This window comes from Hydrogenophaga sp. YM1 (assembly GCF_016903055.1).
Taxonomy (GTDB): domain Bacteria; phylum Pseudomonadota; class Gammaproteobacteria; order Burkholderiales; family Burkholderiaceae_C; genus Hydrogenophaga; species Hydrogenophaga borbori.
In genome coordinates this window covers 3170570-3187202 of sequence record NZ_CP070223.1, presented here as the reverse complement: position 1 = coordinate 3187202, position 16633 = coordinate 3170570, and the positions used below count along the sequence as shown (strand labels likewise).

Annotated in this window: 16 protein-coding genes and 1 tRNA gene; 10 read left to right on the top strand and 7 right to left on the bottom strand. The window is 67.9% G+C overall.

The window, feature by feature from the left end; all coding sequences use genetic code 11:
* Nucleotides 1–50 precede the first annotated feature (50 nt).
* From uvrB to JNX00_RS14960, 10 genes are all read left to right on the top strand, one after another.
* Nucleotides 51–2147, top strand: a complete 2097-nt coding sequence (uvrB, locus tag JNX00_RS15005; RefSeq protein WP_239478152.1) for an excinuclease ABC subunit UvrB — start codon at nt 51–53, stop codon at nt 2145–2147.
* 252 nt (nt 2148–2399) lie between these two features.
* Nucleotides 2400–2936: a Fe-S cluster assembly transcriptional regulator IscR gene (gene iscR / locus JNX00_RS15000; protein ID WP_070397665.1), complete on the top strand. Its 537-nt coding sequence runs from the start codon at nt 2400–2402 to the stop codon at nt 2934–2936.
* 76 nt (nt 2937–3012) lie between these two features.
* Nucleotides 3013–4230: an IscS subfamily cysteine desulfurase gene (locus JNX00_RS14995; RefSeq protein WP_070397666.1), complete on the top strand. Its 1218-nt coding sequence runs from the start codon at nt 3013–3015 to the stop codon at nt 4228–4230.
* A 16-nt stretch (nt 4231–4246) separates the two neighbouring features.
* Nucleotides 4247–4633, top strand: coding sequence for a Fe-S cluster assembly scaffold IscU (iscU, locus tag JNX00_RS14990; RefSeq protein WP_070397667.1), 387 nt, complete (start codon nt 4247–4249; stop codon nt 4631–4633).
* A 4-nt stretch (nt 4634–4637) separates the two neighbouring features.
* A complete protein-coding gene (gene iscA / locus JNX00_RS14985) occupies nt 4638–4961 on the top strand; it encodes an iron-sulfur cluster assembly protein IscA (RefSeq protein WP_070397668.1) in 324 nt (107 codons plus the stop codon).
* A 56-nt stretch (nt 4962–5017) separates the two neighbouring features.
* Nucleotides 5018–5536: a Fe-S protein assembly co-chaperone HscB gene (hscB, locus tag JNX00_RS14980; RefSeq protein WP_070397669.1), complete on the top strand. Its 519-nt coding sequence runs from the start codon at nt 5018–5020 to the stop codon at nt 5534–5536.
* A gap of 42 nt (nt 5537–5578) precedes the next feature.
* On the top strand, nt 5579–7453 hold the full coding sequence (gene hscA / locus JNX00_RS14975; protein ID WP_204742761.1) for a Fe-S protein assembly chaperone HscA: 1875 nt from the start codon (nt 5579–5581) through the stop codon (nt 7451–7453).
* 13 nt (nt 7454–7466) lie between these two features.
* Nucleotides 7467–7805 (top strand): ISC system 2Fe-2S type ferredoxin, encoded by a 339-nt coding sequence (gene fdx, locus JNX00_RS14970; RefSeq protein ID WP_070397671.1) that lies wholly within the window; start codon nt 7467–7469, stop codon nt 7803–7805.
* The gene (gene dnaQ, locus JNX00_RS14965; protein ID WP_175442788.1) at nt 7805–8512 is read left to right on the top strand and encodes a DNA polymerase III subunit epsilon; all 708 of its coding nucleotides are present in this window, start codon (nt 7805–7807) and stop codon (nt 8510–8512) included. The genes fdx and dnaQ overlap by 1 nt, the downstream gene beginning before the upstream one ends.
* 65 nt (nt 8513–8577) lie before the next feature.
* Nucleotides 8578–8652: transfer RNA gene (locus JNX00_RS14960), tRNA-Val, on the top strand.
* A gap of 113 nt (nt 8653–8765) precedes the next feature.
* On the opposite strand, the gene JNX00_RS14955 is transcribed toward JNX00_RS14960, so the two are convergent.
* The 7 genes from JNX00_RS14955 to JNX00_RS14925 form a co-directional block, all read right to left on the bottom strand.
* Nucleotides 8766–11567 (bottom strand): hypothetical protein, encoded by a 2802-nt coding sequence (locus JNX00_RS14955; protein ID WP_204742760.1) that lies wholly within the window; start codon nt 11565–11567, stop codon nt 8766–8768.
* 393 nt (nt 11568–11960) lie between these two features.
* Nucleotides 11961–12434, bottom strand: coding sequence for a hypothetical protein (locus JNX00_RS14950; RefSeq protein WP_204742759.1), 474 nt, complete (start codon nt 12432–12434; stop codon nt 11961–11963).
* Between the two features lie 153 nt (nt 12435–12587).
* Complete coding sequence (locus JNX00_RS14945; protein ID WP_204742758.1) at nt 12588–13760, bottom strand: MFS transporter; 1173 nt, start codon at nt 13758–13760, stop codon at nt 12588–12590.
* Between the two features lie 3 nt (nt 13761–13763).
* Nucleotides 13764–14318 (bottom strand): NUDIX hydrolase, encoded by a 555-nt coding sequence (locus JNX00_RS14940; protein ID WP_070397675.1) that lies wholly within the window; start codon nt 14316–14318, stop codon nt 13764–13766.
* A 71-nt stretch (nt 14319–14389) separates the two neighbouring features.
* Complete coding sequence (locus JNX00_RS14935) at nt 14390–15436, bottom strand: TRAP transporter substrate-binding protein (RefSeq protein ID WP_070397676.1); 1047 nt, start codon at nt 15434–15436, stop codon at nt 14390–14392.
* 89 nt (nt 15437–15525) lie between these two features.
* On the bottom strand, nt 15526–16224 hold the full coding sequence (locus JNX00_RS14930) for a fumarylacetoacetate hydrolase family protein (RefSeq protein WP_204742757.1): 699 nt from the start codon (nt 16222–16224) through the stop codon (nt 15526–15528).
* Nucleotides 16225–16305: 81 nt separating this feature from the next.
* Entirely contained in the window at nt 16306–16629 is a 324-nt protein-coding gene (locus JNX00_RS14925) for a 2Fe-2S iron-sulfur cluster-binding protein (protein WP_070397678.1), read from the bottom strand.
* Between the last annotated feature and the right edge of the window lie 4 nt (nt 16630–16633).

The window sequence follows — 16633 nt, the reverse complement described above, 5'->3', positions numbered from 1 at the left end:
GGGGCGCCAGCATAGCCGCCAGGGCCATCGCGTTCCGGCACAATTTCCCGATGACCACCCCCCTGCTGCAGGAAGTGGCGAGCGAGGCCCCCACCCCGGGCGAGTTCGTGCGCTTCCCCAACTCCCCTTTCGAGCTGTTCCTGCCCTACCCGCCGGCCGGGGACCAGCCCGAGGCGATCGACCAGCTCGTCGAAGGCATCAACGACGGCGAGGTTTTCCAGACCCTGCTGGGCGTGACCGGCTCGGGCAAGACCTTCACCATGGCCAACGTGATCGCGCGCGTTGGCCGCCCGGCCATCGTGTTCGCGCCCAACAAGACCCTGGCCGCCCAGCTCTACAGCGAGTTCCGCGAGTTCTTCCCGAAGAACGCGGTCGAGTACTTCGTCAGCTATTACGACTACTACCAGCCCGAGGCCTATGTGCCGCAGCGCGACCTGTTCATCGAGAAGGACAGCGCGATCAACGAGCACATCGAGCAGATGCGCCTGAGCTGCACCAAAAGCATCCTGGAGCGGCGCGACGTGCTCATCGTGGCCACGGTCTCCGCCATCTACGGCATCGGCAAGCCCGAGAGCTACCACCAGATGGTGATGACCCTGCGCGTGGGCGACAAGATTGGCCAGCGCGACGCCATTGCCCAGCTGGTCCGCATGCAGTACACGCGCAACGAAACCGACTTCGGCCGCGGCAAGTTCCGCGTGCGCGGCGACACCATCGACGTCTTCCCGGCCGAACACTCCGAGATGGCGATCCGCATCGAGTTGTTCGACGACGAGATCGAAAGCCTGCAGCTGTTCGATCCACTCACCGGCAAGGTGCGCCAGAAGATCCCGCGCTTCACCGTCTTCCCCAGCAGCCACTACGTGACCCCGCGCGAGCAGGTGCTGCAGGCGGTGGAAACCATCAAGCTCGAACTCGACCAGCGCCTGAAGGAACTGGTGGGCATGGGCAAGCTGGTGGAGGCGCAGCGCCTGGAGCAGCGCACCCGGTTCGACCTGGAAATGCTGAGCGAGGTGGGCCACTGCAAGGGCATCGAGAACTACACGCGCCACCTGTCGCAGGCGCGCCCGGGCGATCCGCCGTCTACCCTGACCGACTACCTGCCGCGCGATGCGGTGATGTTCCTGGACGAAAGCCATGTGCTGATCGGCCAGCTCGGCGGCATGTACAACGGCGACCGCGCGCGCAAGACCACGCTGGTGGAGTACGGCTTTCGCCTGCCCAGCGCGCTGGACAACCGGCCGCTGAAGTTCGAGGAGTTCGAGCAGCGCATGCGCCAGGTGGTGTTCGTCTCGGCCACGCCGGCCGACTACGAAAAAACCCACGCCAGCAAGGTGGTCGAGCAGCTGGTGCGGCCCACCGGCCTGGTCGACCCGGAGCTGGAGGTGCGCCCCGCCATGCACCAGGTGGACGATGTGCTGCAGGAGATCCGCCTGCGCGTGCAGCGCCAGGAGCGTGTGCTCATCACCACGCTCACCAAGCGCATGGCCGAGCAGCTCACCGACTACCTGACCGAGAACGGCGTGAAGGTGCGCTACCTGCACAGCGACATCGACACGGTCGAGCGCGTGGAGATCCTCCGCGACCTGCGCCTGGGCGCCTTCGACGTGCTGGTGGGCATCAACCTGCTGCGCGAGGGCCTGGACATTCCGGAGGTCTCGCTGGTCGCCATCCTGGACGCGGACAAGGAGGGCTTCCTGCGCTCCGAGCGCAGCCTGATCCAGACCATCGGCCGCGCTGCGCGCAACCTCAACGGCAAGGCCATCCTCTACGCCGACCAGATCACCGACTCCATGAAGGCGGCCATCGGCGAAACCGAGCGCCGCCGCGCCAAGCAGATCGCGCACAACGCGGCGCACGGCATCGAGCCGCGCAGCGTGAACAAGCGCATCAAGGACCTGATCGACGGCGTCTACAGCGAGAAGGCGGGCAAGGAGGCCGACCGCCTGGCCGCCGAAAGCGCCGCCCGCGCCGAGCTCGAGGAAATGAGCGAGAAGGACGTGGCCCGGGAAATCAAGCGGCTGGAAAAGCTCATGCTGGAGCACGCCCGCAACCTGGAGTTCGAGAAGGCCGCCCAGGTGCGCGACCAACTCGCCCAGCTCAAGGCCCGGGTGTTCGGGTCCACCGGGCACGACAGCGCGGCCTGAACGTTTTCGTGGCAAGCCGACTCCCAGAATCCGGGGGGTGTGCCCGGGCGCCTGTCCACTGGCACAAACCCCATGCCGGTACAATGCCGAGCAAATCGCTCAGCTTTTGGGCTATAATTCGACAAAATTAGTCGGGAAACCCCGCGACAGCAACAGACCCTCAAGGGTCGGGGCGGGTGGAGGAGGGGTTCGCCACGGCGGATGCCCGGCGGGCCTTGCCACGAAGGTCAAGCAACACAATAGGAGCTTGCAATGCGCCTCACGACGAAGGGCCGCTTCGCGGTCACAGCCATGATCGATCTGGCCCTGCGCCAGAACAACGGTCCGGTCACGCTGGCGGCTATCAGCCAGCGGCAGCAGATTTCCTTGTCCTATCTCGAGCAGCTGTTCGGCAAGCTGCGCCGGCACCAGCTGGTGGAGTCCACCCGCGGGCCGGGTGGTGGCTACACACTGGGCCGCAAGGCGGGCGAGATCACGGTGGCCGACATCATCGTCTCGGTGGACGAGCCGATCGACGCTACCCAATGCGGCGGCAAGGAGAACTGCCTGGGCGAAGGCCAGCGCTGCATGACGCACGAGCTCTGGGCCCAGCTCAATGCCCGCATGGTCGATTTCCTGGATTCGGTGACGCTGCAGTCGCTGGTGGACGAGCAGCTCGCCAAGGGCGTGGTGGTGGAGAACGCGCCCATGATCAAGCGCGCCATTTCCAGCACGCCGGTGGTCAAGCCCATCCGCGTGAACGCGCCGAACTCCGTGTTCGCCCTCGGAGGCGCCGCGCTCTCGAAGTGAATCCGGCCCGCGGGGCTGGCGGCGTGTTGGCCGCCGGCCTCGCCAGCCCTTGTCCAACGCCAGACAGAACAAGCCCATGAGCACCCCGCACTTTCCCATCTACATGGACTACAGCGCCACCAGCCCGGTCGATCCGCGCGTGGTGGACGCCATGATTCCCTGGTTGCGCGAGCACTTCGGCAACCCCGCGTCGCGCAGCCACGCGTGGGGCTGGGAGGCGGAGAAGGCGGTGGAGACCGCGCGCGAGCAGGTGGCCGCGCTGATCGGCGCCGACCCGCGCGAGATCGTCTGGACCAGCGGCGCGACGGAATCGAACAACCTCGCGCTCAAGGGCGCGGCGAACTTCTACAAGGGCAAGGGCAAGCACCTCATCACGGTGAAAACCGAGCACAAGGCCGTGCTGGACACCATGCGCGAGTTGGAGCGCCAGGGCTTCGAGGTCACCTACCTTGACGTGCAGGCCGACGGCCTGGTCGACCTGGAGGCTTTCAAGGCGGCGATCCGCCCGGACACCATCCTGGCCTCGGTCATGTTCGTGAACAACGAGATCGGCGTCATCCAGGACATCGCGGCCCTGGGTGCCATCTGCCGCGAGAAGGGCGTGATCTTCCACGTCGATGGCGCGCAGGCCACGGGCCGCGTCGATATCGACCTTCAGAGCCTGCCCGTGGACCTGATGAGCCTGACCGCGCACAAGACCTACGGCCCCAAGGGCATCGGCGCGCTGTACGTTCGCCGCAAGCCACGTGTGCGCATCGAGGCGCAGATGCACGGCGGCGGCCACGAGCGCGGCATGCGTTCGGGCACGCTGGCCACGCACCAGATCGTGGGCATGGGCGAGGCCTACCGCATCGCCAAGGCCGAGATGCACGAAGAGAACAAGCGCATCCAGGCCCTGCACGACCGCCTGGTCAATGGCCTGAAGGACATCGAGGAGGTGTTCATCAACGGCAACGAGGCGCGCCGCATCCCGCACAACCTCAACATGAGCTTCAACTACGTCGAGGGCGAGTCGCTGATCATGGGCATCAAGGGCCTCGCGGTGTCCTCGGGCTCGGCCTGCACCTCGGCCAGCCTGGAGCCCAGCTACGTGCTGCGCGCCCTAGGCCGCAGCGACGAACTCGCGCACAGCAGCCTGCGCATGACCATCGGCCGCTGGACGACCGAAGAAGAGATCGACTACGCGATCGCGACGATCAAGGAGAACGTCGCCAAGCTGCGTGAACTGTCACCCTTGTGGGAAATGTTCAAGGATGGCGTCGACCTGTCGACCATCCAGTGGGCGGCCCACTGATCCGAAGGAGAACAACATGGCCTATTCCGAAAAAGTCGTTGACCACTACGAAAACCCCCGCAACGTCGGTTCCTTCGACAAGGGCGACGAGACGGTTGGCACTGGCATGGTGGGTGCGCCGGCCTGTGGCGACGTGATGAAGCTGCAGATCAAGGTGAACCCGGCCACCGGCGTGATCGAGGACGCGCGCTTCAAGACCTACGGCTGCGGCTCGGCCATCGCCTCGAGCTCGTTGGTGACCGAATGGGTCAAGGGCAAGACGCTCGACGAAGCCGCCGCGCTCAAGAACAGCCAGATCGCCGAGGAGCTTGCGCTGCCGCCGGTGAAGATCCACTGCTCCATCCTGGCCGAGGACGCCATCAAGGCGGCCGTGGACGACTACCGCAAGAAGCACGCGAACTGATCCCATGGCCGTCACGATTTCCGAAGCCGCGGCGCGCCACGTCACGCGCTACATCGCCAAACGCGGCAAGGGCGTGGGCGTGCGCCTGGGCGTCAAGACCACCGGCTGTTCGGGCCTGGCCTACAAGCTGGAGTACGCCGACGAGATCGCCCCCGAGGACGTGGTGTTCGAGGACAACGGCGTGAAGGTGCTGGTCGACCCGAAAAGCATGCCTTACATCGACGGCACGCAACTCGACTTCGTGCGCGAAGGCCTCAACGAGGGCTTCAAGTTCAACAACCCCAACGAACGGGACCGCTGCGGCTGTGGCGAGAGCTTCAGAATCTGAGCGATGAGGTCTCGAATCGACCGCCCGGCGCAGGCCTCGGCGGTCTTTCTTTTTCCATGAACCTGCAATCCAGCGACTTCGAGCTCTTCGGCCTGCCCGAGTCCTTCGCCATCGACCGCGCCGCGCTCGACGCGCGCTGGAAGGACCTGCAGCGCCAGGCCCATCCCGACCGCAACGCGCACGCCGATCCGGCCACGCAGCGCCAGGCCATGCAGTGGTCGGTGCGCATCAACGAGGCCTACCAGCGCCTGAAGGACCCGCTGCGCCGCGCGGCCTACCTGTGCGAGCGGCGCGGCGCCCCGATCGAGGCCGAGAACAACACCGCCATGCCGGCCGACTTCCTCATGCAGCAGATGCAGTGGCGCGAGTCGCTCGACGAGACCGAGGGCGTGGAGGCGCTGGAGGCCCTGGCCGACGAGGTGGCCGAGGCGAGGCGCGCGCGCGTCGAGGCCTTGCGCGCCGCGCTGGACGAGCGGGGTGACGCGCCGGAGGCCGCGCGTCAAGTCAGAGCCCTCATGTTCATTGAGCGCTTTGCCAGCGACGTGGAGGATCGGCTCGATCAGCGGGGACAATAAGCGGCTCCCGTTCCCGCGATACCGACACGACAGACAACCCCGATGGCGCTCCTGCAGATTTCCGAACCCGGCCAGTCCCTTGACCCGCACCAGCGCCGGGTGGCGGTCGGCATCGACCTCGGCACCACGCATTCCCTGGTAGCCGCGGTGCGGCATGGCGTGGCGGAATGCCTGCCCGACGAGCAAGGCCGCGTGATCCTGCCCAGCGTGGTGCGTTACCTCCCGGCCTCGGCCGGCGGTTCGGGTCGCCAGATCGGGCACGACGCGCTGGCCGCGCAGGTGGACGACCCGGCCAACACCATCAGCTCGGTCAAGCGCCTCATGGGCCGCCGGCGCGACCAGGTGGTCGACGTGGACCGGCTGGCCTATGCGGTGGTCGACCAGGACGGCATGGCCCAGATCGACACCGTGGCCGGCCGCAAGACCCCCATGGAGGTGAGCGCCGAGCTCCTGGCCACATTGCGCTACCGCGCCGAGGACAGCTTCGCCGACGACCTGTTCGGCGCCGTCATCACCGTGCCCGCGTACTTCGACGACGCGCAGCGCCAGGCCACCAAGGACGCCGCGAAGCTGGCCGGCATCGAGGTGCTGCGCCTCATCAACGAGCCCACGGCCGCGGCCATCGCCTACGGCCTGGACAACGGCGCCGAGGGCGTTTACGCGGTCTACGACCTGGGCGGGGGCACCTTCGACATTTCCATCCTGCGCCTCACGCGCGGCGTGTTCGAGGTGCTGGCCACGGGCGGCGACTCCGCGCTCGGGGGCGACGACTACGACCAGGCGCTCGCGGCCTGGGTGCTGCAGCGCCAAGGCATGGCGATCGAATCGCTGGACGCCTCCGCGCGCGCGGCGCTGCACAAGGAGGCGCGGCGCGTGAAGGAGGCCCTGTCGGCCGACGCTCAGGTGCCGTTCCGCGCCACGCTGGCGGGCCGCGTGGTGGAGCAAAGCGTGACCGCCGCCGATTTCGAGGCTTGCACCGAGCCGCTCACGGCCCGCACCATGGCCGCCGTGCGCAAGGCCCTGCGCGACGCGCGCACGTCCAAGGACGAGGTGAAGGGCGTGGTGATGGTGGGCGGCTCCACGCGCATGCCGGTCATCCGCCGCACGGTGGGCAGCTTCTTCGGCACCGAACCCCTGGTGAACCTCAACCCGGACGAGGTCGTCGCGCTGGGCGCGGCGATCCAGGCCAACGCCCTGGCCGGCAACAGCAAGGATGGCGACCTGCTCCTGCTCGACGTGATCCCGCTGTCGCTGGGCATCGAGACCATGGGTGGGCTGGTCGAGCGCATCGTGCCGCGCAACAGCAGCATCCCCATCGCGCGCGGGCAGGACTTCACCACCTACCAGGACGGCCAGACCGCGCTGGCGCTGCACGTGGTGCAGGGTGAGCGCGATCTGGTGGCCGACTGCCGCAGCCTCGCGCGTTTCACGCTGCGCGGCATCCCGCCCATGGCGGCGGGCGCGGCGCGCATCCGCGTCACCTTCACCGTCGATGCCGACGGCCTGCTCGCCGTGGCCGCGAAAGAGCTGACCTCGGGTGTCGAGGCCAGCATCGACGTCAAGCCGTCCTACGGGTTGAGCGACGAGCAGATTGCCCGCATGCTGCAGGACAGTTTCGCCACCGCCCAGCAGGACATGCAGGCCCGCGCCCTGGTCGAGGCCCGCGTCGACGCCGACCGCCTGCTGCTGGCCACCCATTCCGCGCTCGCGGCCGATGGCGATCTGCTGCGGGCCGACGAGCGCGATGCGATCGACGCCCTCATGGCCGCCCTGCGAACCACCGCCGAGGGCGAGGACGCCGCCGCCATCGAGGCCGCGATCGAGGCGCTGGCCAAGGGCACCGAGTCCTTCGCCGCCGAGCGCATGAACCGCGGCATCCAGCAGGCCCTGTCCGGCAAGAAGATCGAAGAAGTCTGAGTCGAAAAACCCCATGCCCACGATCAAGATCCTCCCGCACACCGAGTACGCGCCCGAGGGCAAGACCATCAGCGCGCCGGCCGGTACCTCCATCTGCGAGGCCCTGCTCGAGAACGGCGTGAACATCGAGCACGCCTGCGACATGAGCTGCGCCTGCACCACCTGCCACGTCATCGTGCGAGAGGGCTACAACAGCCTGAACGAGGCCCAGGAGGACGAGGAAGACCTGCTCGACCGCGCCTGGGGCCTGGAGCCACAGTCGCGCCTGTCGTGCCAGGCCATCCTGGCCCAGCAGGACGTGACGATCGAGATCCCCAAGTACACGATCAACCACGCCAAAGAGAACCACTGATGCGCCAGATCATTCTCGACACCGAGACCACCGGCCTGTCGGCCGAGAACGGCGACCGCATCATCGAGATCGGCTGCGTGGAACTGCTCAACCGCAAGTTCACCGGCAACAACCTGCACCACTACGTCAACCCCGAGCGCGACAGCCACGAGGACGCGCTCAAGGTGCACGGCATCCAGAACGAATTCCTGCGCACCAAGCCCAAGTTCGCGGCCATCGCCGAGGAGCTGATCGAGTACCTGCGCGGCGCCGAGATCATCATCCACAACGCGCCCTTCGACATTGGCTTCCTGAACATGGAGTTCAGGCGCCTGGGCCTGCCGCGCGTGACCGAGGTGGTGAGCGGTGTGCTCGACACCCTGGTGATGGCCAAGGAGATGTTCCCGGGCAAGCGCAACGGCCTGGACGCGCTGTGCGACCGCCTGGGCGTGGACAACTCGGGCCGCACGCTGCACGGCGCCCTGCTGGACGCCGAACTGCTGGCCGACGTCTACATCAACATGACGCGCGGCCAGGACGCGCTGCTCATCGAGGTGGCCGACGCGCCGGGCGAGGGCGGGGTGGTGGAGGTGGTGGACCTGAGCCGCCTGGACCTGCCCGTGCTGCGCGCCAACGAGCAGGAAGCACTGGCCCACGACACCGTGCTGGCCGAACTCGACAAATCCAGCAAGGGCAAAACCCTGTGGCGGCGGCTGGAAGCGGCCTGAAAGAGCGGCCCGAAAATCTGGCTATAATGCGAGGCTTCCGACAGCGTTGCCAAGCGGCGCTGATCGGGCGGTTAGCTCAGTGGTAGAGCACTGCCTTCACACGGCAGGGGTCGCAGGTTCGAACCCTGCACCGCCCACCAGGAACCCCGTTCCAGAGAAAAGGCCTTGCGAGTGATCGCAAGGCCTTTTTGTTTGCAGAGGCCCGCCCGGTGGCGCCAGCCGAAGAGCGCCACGGGCGAGGCCCATGGCCTCTCTACTCCACGGAAATCAAGCGCTGCAAGCCGGTGTCGGGATGCAGGAGCGTGGCCGTTCCGTTCATCAGGGCCTCCTGGCGCCGCGCGCAGGCCATGGCCGCCAGGCGGCCGTCGGACAGGTGGCGGAAAAGCCGCTTTCCCCGCTGCTTGTGCCCGGCGGCCAGGCTGGCCTCCATCCCATCGCTGAGCGTCTGGGAGTGGTCGATGCGTTCCTGCAAAGCCGCGAGCAACCAGTTGTCCAGGCTGTTGAATCCCGGGGGCACGGTGGGCTTGCCGGGCAGTTTGCTCAATTTATCCAGCTTCCACACCTTCAGGGCGTTCAGTACCTCGTCGATCAGCTCAGGGCGCTGATCGATCCGCTTCAGAAACTGCCCCGCCGTGCCCATGGGGTTGGGCGTGCGGAAGCTGGGGCCCTCCAGTTCTTTGACCAACCAGGGTTTCAGTTTGGTGTGGCCGACTTCCTGAATGGCGCCGACCAGCACGTCGTGGCCCATCAACGGCGCCTGGACCTTGGGTGCCTGGGCCAGGGGCTGCAGATGGCGCGGGGACGGGACGTGCTCGCTGGGGTCGATCAGCACCTCCAGCAGCCACTGGAGCTGGTGGCCCATGACCCTTGTGGTCGTCGTTGTTGTCGTGGTGGTGGTCGTCGTCGCCGTTGCCGCCGTCGTCGTCACTTGTTCGGACACGTCCATGTGAAAGGCGGTGCGCTCGGTTCTGAACCGCTCGAGGTCGTCCAGATCGATGTTCCTTTCCAGCAGCGCGGCCCTGAACCGGGCCAGGCGCTCCTCGCGGTTCAGGCGTTTCTGGGTGGTGGCGGCCCCCCAGGGATGCAGCGCATCGCGCGAGGTCGCGGCGATCAGGTCTTGCCGCAGGCCGGCATGGGCGGGATCGTTCAGCAGGGCCAGCAGCGCCTGGTGGGTGTTCTCCACGGAGGCCGCCGGTTTGTGGAACGGGAGGCGATCGGACCGAAAGTGCCGGGTCTTGTACACCTTGGCGGCGATGGTGCTGCGGCACACGCCGAGGTAGTGCTGCTCATTCGCGCAGAGCGGGAGGCAGGTCCGCAGGTAGTCGACATCGTCATCGGACAGGCCCATCTTGCGCAGCATTTGCGCCGCGAAGCTCTCGCGCACGGCCTCGCCCTTGAGGGCGGCCTGTCGCGCGGCGCCCAGCAGATCGCGCGAGAGCCACTCGATGGCGACGAACTTGTTGTGCTTGAGCAAGGCCTGGCGTTCCAGCCCCTGGCGCAAGCCCTTGGGCGCGCTCTGCTTGGCCACTTGCATGCGCCGATCGAATTCGGTGTCGGACAGTGTGTAGATCCACTGGGTGTAGTCCGTGCCCAGCACCTTTTGCAGGTGCTGCTCGATGCGCAGCTGTTGCTTGTCTGCGTCCTTGGCCTGCTTGGCTTTGCGCAGCCGGTGCCAGATGCTGGCATAGAAGGGCGCCAGCACCGCGGCAGTGATGCCCAGGGCCACCACGCTCACGAGGCCGGCCGTGGCCACGTTGGCCACGATGATCAGGGCAAGGGCCGTGCCGCCCAGGGCGATGGCCGCCACCGGCGTGGTCAGCAGGAACACGAACTGCGCCCTGAGCGCGCGAATGCCCGTGTACCACTGGGTTTGTTTGTGCGCCTTGAACTCGCCGCGCAAGGTGGTGATCTGGTTGTCAACCAGGTACCTCCCGATGGTGGCCTGGGAGGATTCACCGACCAGGTCATTCTTGAGGCCGACCGCGTCGGCCAGTTGCCTGAATACCCCGCGGATGCCGTCGGCGGTGCTCCGGCGCTCGCGCTTGGCGACCTCCATGTCGAGTTCGGCGAACCGGAAGCTGATCGGGGTCAGCGCCAGGCCGAGCAGGGCGCCGGCAATGCCCATTCCTTGTGACGAGAGGGCGCCCAGGTGCAGGTTCGACACGATCAGGTTGGCGAGCGTGGAGGCCACCGAGGCGGGCACGGTGATTTTGTTGATCTCCCAATCGCGCATCTCCACCAATTGCCGCGGCCCCAAATCGCGGGGGTTCCCCAACAGGGCGATGCCCCGGCCTCGGGTGAAGAAGGGGCGCAGCCGGTCGAGTCGGTTCTGCCGATCGGCCTGCTCAGCGCGCAGGGTCGCCAAATGGGGATCGAGGGGTGCCGTCTTTTCCAGACGGCGAATCCGACGGCCCCCTCGGCGGACCTCCAGCTGCAGGGCCTTGAGGTCGCGGCGCGTGACGGGTGGGGTGCGCAGGTGTGGCAAGGCCTGGAGCTGATCCAGGAGGGCGTGCATCTCCTGGTCCAGCGCCGCCCTTTGGGGAGCGTTGAGAACCGTATCGGGCAGTCGCTGGCGCTCCAGCCATTTGTCTTCGGCGGCCAGCGACAGATCGCGATGGGCTTTCAGCAGCGTGGCCTGGGGGATGGTGAGGAAGGCCTTCTCGATCCCGCTCAACACTTCGGCAAGCAGCGTCACGGCGTAGCGGGTCGCGGCCAGCAGTTGCTCGGAGGCTTCGTCCAGCGGCTGCCCGTTCACCTGCCGGGCCATGGTTCGCCAATCCTCCAGGGCCTGTTCGAGCAGGCCCCGCACCTTTTTGTAGTCGCGGTCGGCGTAGCGGTGGTCGCTGTTGACGATGAAGCCGTCGTAGAAGGAGAAAAAACTCCTGAGGAAGGCGGGCGCCGGAGAGGCCTGACCGCCCACGCCCGCGCCCGCGCTCACGCTGGCCAGGATCACCTGGCCGATCGCCGTGAGCGCCCACAGCCCATAGACCACGCTCTTGTTGTGCACCGTCAATGCCACGCGGTGGCGCTGGTTCTGCGTGATCTCCGCCGCCATCGCCCCAGGGAGCCGTGGCTGGGGTGCCCAAGGCACCAGAGACTGGGGGGGGGCCATGCCGGGGGCGTCTGGCAGCGCAGGCAGCGCCAGTGGGGTGTGCACGGGCATGGCATCGCCCGACGGCTGAATCGCACCGAAGCTGCCACTCCCCCGGGGGGGACGGCGGGACCGATCGACATGCGCCTGGGCGATGTGCTTCGCCGCCCGTTGTCCGAGCAGGGGAACGGTGGGTTCCTCCGACGATTCGTCGGACGAGGCACTTCCCGATCGCTGGCGCGGGGTGCTCGGGTCTGACGTCGACCATGAATGGTGGTGCCGTTCGTAGGGCTGTCGCGTCGTCCAAGGCTTCATGTCGATGCGTTCGCTCGGGCGTTGGGTGATGGGGTGGCGCCCTCAGGCGGCGAGTGCGGAGGGTTCGCCGGCCGGGACGCGCTCTTCCAGATGGGCCTTGAGCAGCGCGTCGACCAGGATCTGGCCCCAGGCGTCCGCCGCTTGGTCGAGGGCGGTGTGGATGCTCTCCATCACCGTTGGCGCTTCGTCTTCGGGCGATACGCGCAGGTGGGTGTAGGCCAGGAGCGTCGCGTCGGGCGCGAGGGCGAACTGCAGGGCGGTTTCGGCGTAGGGGTGGTCGAAGGTCCAGTGCAGGATCTGGCGGACCAGCCAGGGAATGGCCTCGTCGGGCAGGTCCGCGTCGAGCAGCATGTCCAGGCGCAGCATGTCGGGCGACGCCGTGGCCGACAAGGTGACCCAGTTGTCGTCGTCGATCGACACGACGATCGGATCCAGGCTGTGTATGCCGAGCGCTGGTTCGCTGCGCGCGGCGTATCGCCAATCCTGCAACCAGGTCGACAGATCCGGTTCGTCCATGCTGACTCCTTTGATCCCCACGATGCTGCATGGGTGACGAAGTCATGAGCTCATGTTCCGGTGACATGGCGGCCTGGGCATTGGGGCCTACGACTGGCTGCCAAACGGTGCTGGTCGGTCGACGCCCCCGCCTTGGAATGACAGGGCGAACCCTTAGGCCGTGTGGTCGACCGGCGCGGAGCGCAGCCACAGCAGGCACAGCAGCGCGCTCGCCACCAGCGCCCCCGACACCCACAGCGCCTGCGCGCCCCAGCGCTCCACCAGCGCGCCGAACAGCAGCGGCGCGAAGGCCTGGGCCACCCGCGAGGGCGCGACGATCCAGCCCTGCCGGCGGCCATAGCCCACCGGGCCGAAATAGACCAGCGGCAGCGTGCCCTTGGCGATGGTGAGGATGCCGTTGCCCAGGCCGTGCAGCACGGCGAACACCGGCGCGGCCACCGCGCCGGCCGCCATCCACACCAGCACGCCCGCGGGGTGCATGGCGGCGGCCACACGCGCCGAGACGAGCGGGTGAAAGCGCCGCAGCCCGCCGAATTCGAGCAGGCGGCCGGCCACCTGCGCCGGCCCCACCAGCGCGCCCACCGCCAGTGCGCCGGCCAGGCTGAGGCCGCTGGCCATGAGCATGGCCGGCAGGTGCGAGGCCAGCGCGGTGCTCACAAACCAGGTGGCGGCGAACACGTAGGCCAGCACCCAGGCCACGTGGCGGGGCGCGCGCGGCGGCGCCCCCGTCTCCTGGCCGTCGCCGTGGGGCCGGGGGGGAGGCAAGGCCACCGCGCGCGGCAGGCGGGCGTTGAGCGGCAGGCCCAGCAGCAGATGCAGCGCCGCCCAGCCCAGGCAGGCTCCGCGCCAGCCCCACTGCGCCTCCATCCAGCCCGACAGGGGCCAGCCCAGCGTGCTGGCCAGGCCCGCGAGCAGGGTGATGCCGGTGATGGCGTCGCGCGCGGCCTCACCTTGCAGGCGCACCAGCGCCGAGAAGGCCGCTTCGTACAGGCCCCCGCCCATCGCCACGCCAATGAGCAGCCAGCCGGCGAACAGCAGCGCCGGCCCATCCGCCCACGACAGCAGGCCCAGGCCGGCGGCGAAGACCAGGTTGCTGGCGACCAGCACCGGCCGCCCGCCGAAGCGGTCGATGGCGCGGCCGGCGAACGGGCCGATGCCGGCCGACAGCAGCAGCGCCGCCGAGAACGCCGTCCACACCATGCCCTCGGACACGCCCGCGCCCTCGGCCATGGGCCGGGCCAGGATGGCCGGCAGGTAGTAGCTGGAGGCCCAGGCCAGGGTCTGGGCCGTCCCCAGGCGCAACACGAGCGGCGTGTTGCTGGCCATGCCTCACACGATGTCGATGGTGTGGAAGCCGAAGCGGCCCTGCCGGCGGTCGGCGAAGTAGCACTGCAGCGTTTCGCGCACGGTGCGAAAGGCGATTTCGTCCCAGGGGATCTCGTCTTCGCGGAACAGCCGGGCCTCGATGGTCTCGTGCCCGGGGTTGAAGCGCTCGCTGAGCAGCCGCGCGCGGTAGAACAGGTGCACCTGTCCCACGCGCGGCACGTTCATGAGGGTGAAGAGCTCGCCCAGCTCGATCTGCGCGCCGGCCTCTTCGTCGGTTTCGCGCAGCGCGCCCTCGGCGGTGGTCTCGCCGAGCTCCATGAAGCCGGCGGGCAGGGTCCACTTACCCCAGCGCGGCTCGATGTTGCGCTTGCACAGCAGCACCCGGTCCCCTTCGGCGCCCCAGGCGGGCACGGTGCCCACCACGTTGAGCGGGTTGTCGTAGTGCACCGTGCCGCAGGCCGGGCAGACCGCGCGCTCGCGCGTGTCGCCGTCGTCGGGCAGGCGCATCTGCACAGCGGTGCCGCAGTGGCGGCAGAACTTGGCGGGCGGACGCAGCATCGGGGCAGTGTAGTGGGCGGAACGCAAAAAAAAGCCGGGGATGTCCCCGGCTGGTCAGGCAAGCGGGCGGCTTACGCCTTTTTGCCGTGCTTCTCGATCAGGGCCTTGGCGGTCTCGAACAGCTTCTTGCCGTCGAAGCCGCGCTTGTCCATGTCCTGCATCCACTCCACTTCCACCAGGCGGGCCTTGCGCTTGAACTCCTGCGCGTCGGCGGCGGGAATCTGGTAGATGGTGTTGCCCAGGTCGGCCGCCGCCTTGCGGCCGGCGGCGTCGCCGGCCTGCTGGGTCTTGCCGAGCCAGCCCGAGGTCTCGATGCCCGAGTTCTTGTCGATCACGGCCTTGAGATCGGGCGCCAGGCTGTTGTACTTGGCCTTGTTCATGGCCATCACGAAGGTGGTGGTGTACAGCGCGCCGCCAGCCGGGGCGAACTCGCTGTGGAATTTGGTGAGTTCGTGCACCTTCACCGAAGGCACCACCTCCCAGGGGATCACGCAGCCGTCGATCACGCCCTTGGAGAGGGAATCGGGAATCTGCGGCAGCGGCATGCCCACGGGCGTGGCGCCCAGCAGGCCCAGCATCTTGGTGATCTGGCGGGTGGGGCCGCGCACCTTGGAGCCGCGCAGGTCGTCGGCGGTCTTCACCAGCTTGTTGCGCATGTGGAACATGCCGGGGCCGTGCACCTGCAGGGCGATGGGCTGGGTTTCCTTGAACTCGTCCTGCGCCACCGTCTGCACGTACTCCCAGTAGGCCTTGGAGGTGGCCTCGGCGTTGTTCATCATGAACGGCAGCTCGAAGACCTCGATGCGGGGGAAGCGGCCCGGGGTGTTGCCCGGCAGGGTCCAGACGACGTCGACCACGCCGTCGCGCGCCTGGTCGTACAGCTGCACCGGCGAGCCGCCCAGCGTCATGGCAGGGTAGGCCTCGAACTTGATGCGTCCGCCGGAGTCCTTCTCGACCTTGTCCATCCAGGCCTTGTGCATGTTGAGCCACACGTTGGACTGGGGCGCCATGAAGGTGTGGAACTTGAGCGTGACGCTTTGCTGGGCGAAGCCGGTGAGGGCCGGGGCGCCGAGGGCGATGGCCGCGCCGGACTGGAGCAGGGTTCTGCGCTGGATCATGGAAGGGTCTCCGGGGTTGGTGAACTGGTTCAAGCTTAAACCGTGGGTGTGCCCCTGTATCAGAGGTCAAACCCCAAGATCGGCGGTTTTCAGGCGATCTTGACCGTGATGGGCACCAGGCCATCCACCGCGCCGTGCAGGGTGTCGCCGCTGACGACGGCGTTCACGCCCTCGGGGGTGCCGGTGTAGATGAGGTCGCCGGGTTGCAGTTCCCAGGCGGCGGAGAGGTGTTCGATGGTTTCGGCCAGGTTCCAGATCAGCTTGCTGACGTTGCTGCGCTGGCGGTCGGCGCCGTTGACCTGCAGCCAGATGGCGGCGTTGGCGATGTCGCCGGCCTGGGCGGCCGGGGTGATGGGGCCGATGGGGGCCGACTGGTCGTAGGCCTTGCCGATGCACCAGGGGCGGCCCTGCTTCTTCATCTCGCCCTGCAGGTCGCGCCGGGTCATGTCCAGGCCCACGGCGTAGCCGAAGACGTGCTTCAGCGCGTCGGCGGCCTTGATGTTCCTGCCGCCGGTGCCGATGGCGGCCACGAGCTCGATCTCGTGGTGCAGGTTCTGGGTCAGGGACGGGTAGGGGATGCTGGCCGTCTGGCCGGCGTCGGCCACCACGATGGCATCGGCCGGCTTGAGGAAGAAGAAGGGCGGCTCGCGGCCGGTGAAGCCCATCTCCTTGGCGTGTTCCTCGTAGTTGCGGCCCACGCAGTAGATGCGGTGGACCGGGAAGCGCTCGGCGCGCCCGACCACGGGCACGGAGACGGTGGGGGGTGGGGGGATGACGTAGGCGGGCACTGAATAAACCTCCGCGCAATGCGCTGCGGTGCGAGCGCCTTCGGTCGGCCGAAGGCGCTCAAGACCCCCGAGTGTGCCACTTCAATACTGGTTGGCCGGCAGCGTGACCACCAGGCCGTCCAGTTCGGGCGTCAGCACGATCTGGCAGGACAGGCGGCTTTCGGGCCGCACCGGCGCGGCGGCGAAGTCGAGCATGTCGCTCTCGTCGGTGGCTGGCGCCGGCAGCTTGTCGGCCCAGGCGGGGTCGACGTAGACGTGGCAGGTGGCGCAGGTGAGGGTGCCGCCGCAGTCGGCCGCGATGCCGCTGACGCCAGCGTCCACGGCCACCTTCATGAGGCTGCTGCCGGGCGCGCCGCTGAGCTCGGTCTCGCTCTGGTCGGCGTTGATGATTCGGATCTTGATCATGGTG

Bases quoted from the DNA above. Each gene is read 5' to 3' on its own strand.
- uvrB (WP_239478152.1), top strand. From the start codon at position 51: ATGACCACCCCCCTGCTGCAGGAAGTGGCGAGCGAGGCCCCCACCCCG.
- iscR (WP_070397665.1), top strand. From the start codon at position 2,400: ATGCGCCTCACGACGAAGGGCCGCTTCGCGGTCACAGCCATGATCGAT.
- JNX00_RS14995 (WP_070397666.1), top strand. From the start codon at position 3,013: ATGAGCACCCCGCACTTTCCCATCTACATGGACTACAGCGCCACCAGC.
- iscU (WP_070397667.1), top strand. From the start codon at position 4,247: ATGGCCTATTCCGAAAAAGTCGTTGACCACTACGAAAACCCCCGCAAC.
- iscA (WP_070397668.1), top strand. From the start codon at position 4,638: ATGGCCGTCACGATTTCCGAAGCCGCGGCGCGCCACGTCACGCGCTAC.
- hscB (WP_070397669.1), top strand. From the start codon at position 5,018: ATGAACCTGCAATCCAGCGACTTCGAGCTCTTCGGCCTGCCCGAGTCC.
- hscA (WP_204742761.1), top strand. From the start codon at position 5,579: ATGGCGCTCCTGCAGATTTCCGAACCCGGCCAGTCCCTTGACCCGCAC.
- fdx (WP_070397671.1), top strand. From the start codon at position 7,467: ATGCCCACGATCAAGATCCTCCCGCACACCGAGTACGCGCCCGAGGGC.
- dnaQ (WP_175442788.1), top strand. From the start codon at position 7,805: ATGCGCCAGATCATTCTCGACACCGAGACCACCGGCCTGTCGGCCGAG.
- JNX00_RS14955 (WP_204742760.1), bottom strand. From the start codon at position 11,567: ATGGCGGCGGAGATCACGCAGAACCAGCGCCACCGCGTGGCATTGACG.
- JNX00_RS14950 (WP_204742759.1), bottom strand. From the start codon at position 12,434: ATGGACGAACCGGATCTGTCGACCTGGTTGCAGGATTGGCGATACGCC.
- JNX00_RS14945 (WP_204742758.1), bottom strand. From the start codon at position 13,760: ATGGCCAGCAACACGCCGCTCGTGTTGCGCCTGGGGACGGCCCAGACC.
- JNX00_RS14940 (WP_070397675.1), bottom strand. From the start codon at position 14,318: ATGCTGCGTCCGCCCGCCAAGTTCTGCCGCCACTGCGGCACCGCTGTG.
- JNX00_RS14935 (WP_070397676.1), bottom strand. From the start codon at position 15,436: ATGATCCAGCGCAGAACCCTGCTCCAGTCCGGCGCGGCCATCGCCCTC.
- JNX00_RS14925 (WP_070397678.1), bottom strand. From the start codon at position 16,629: ATGATCAAGATCCGAATCATCAACGCCGACCAGAGCGAGACCGAGCTC.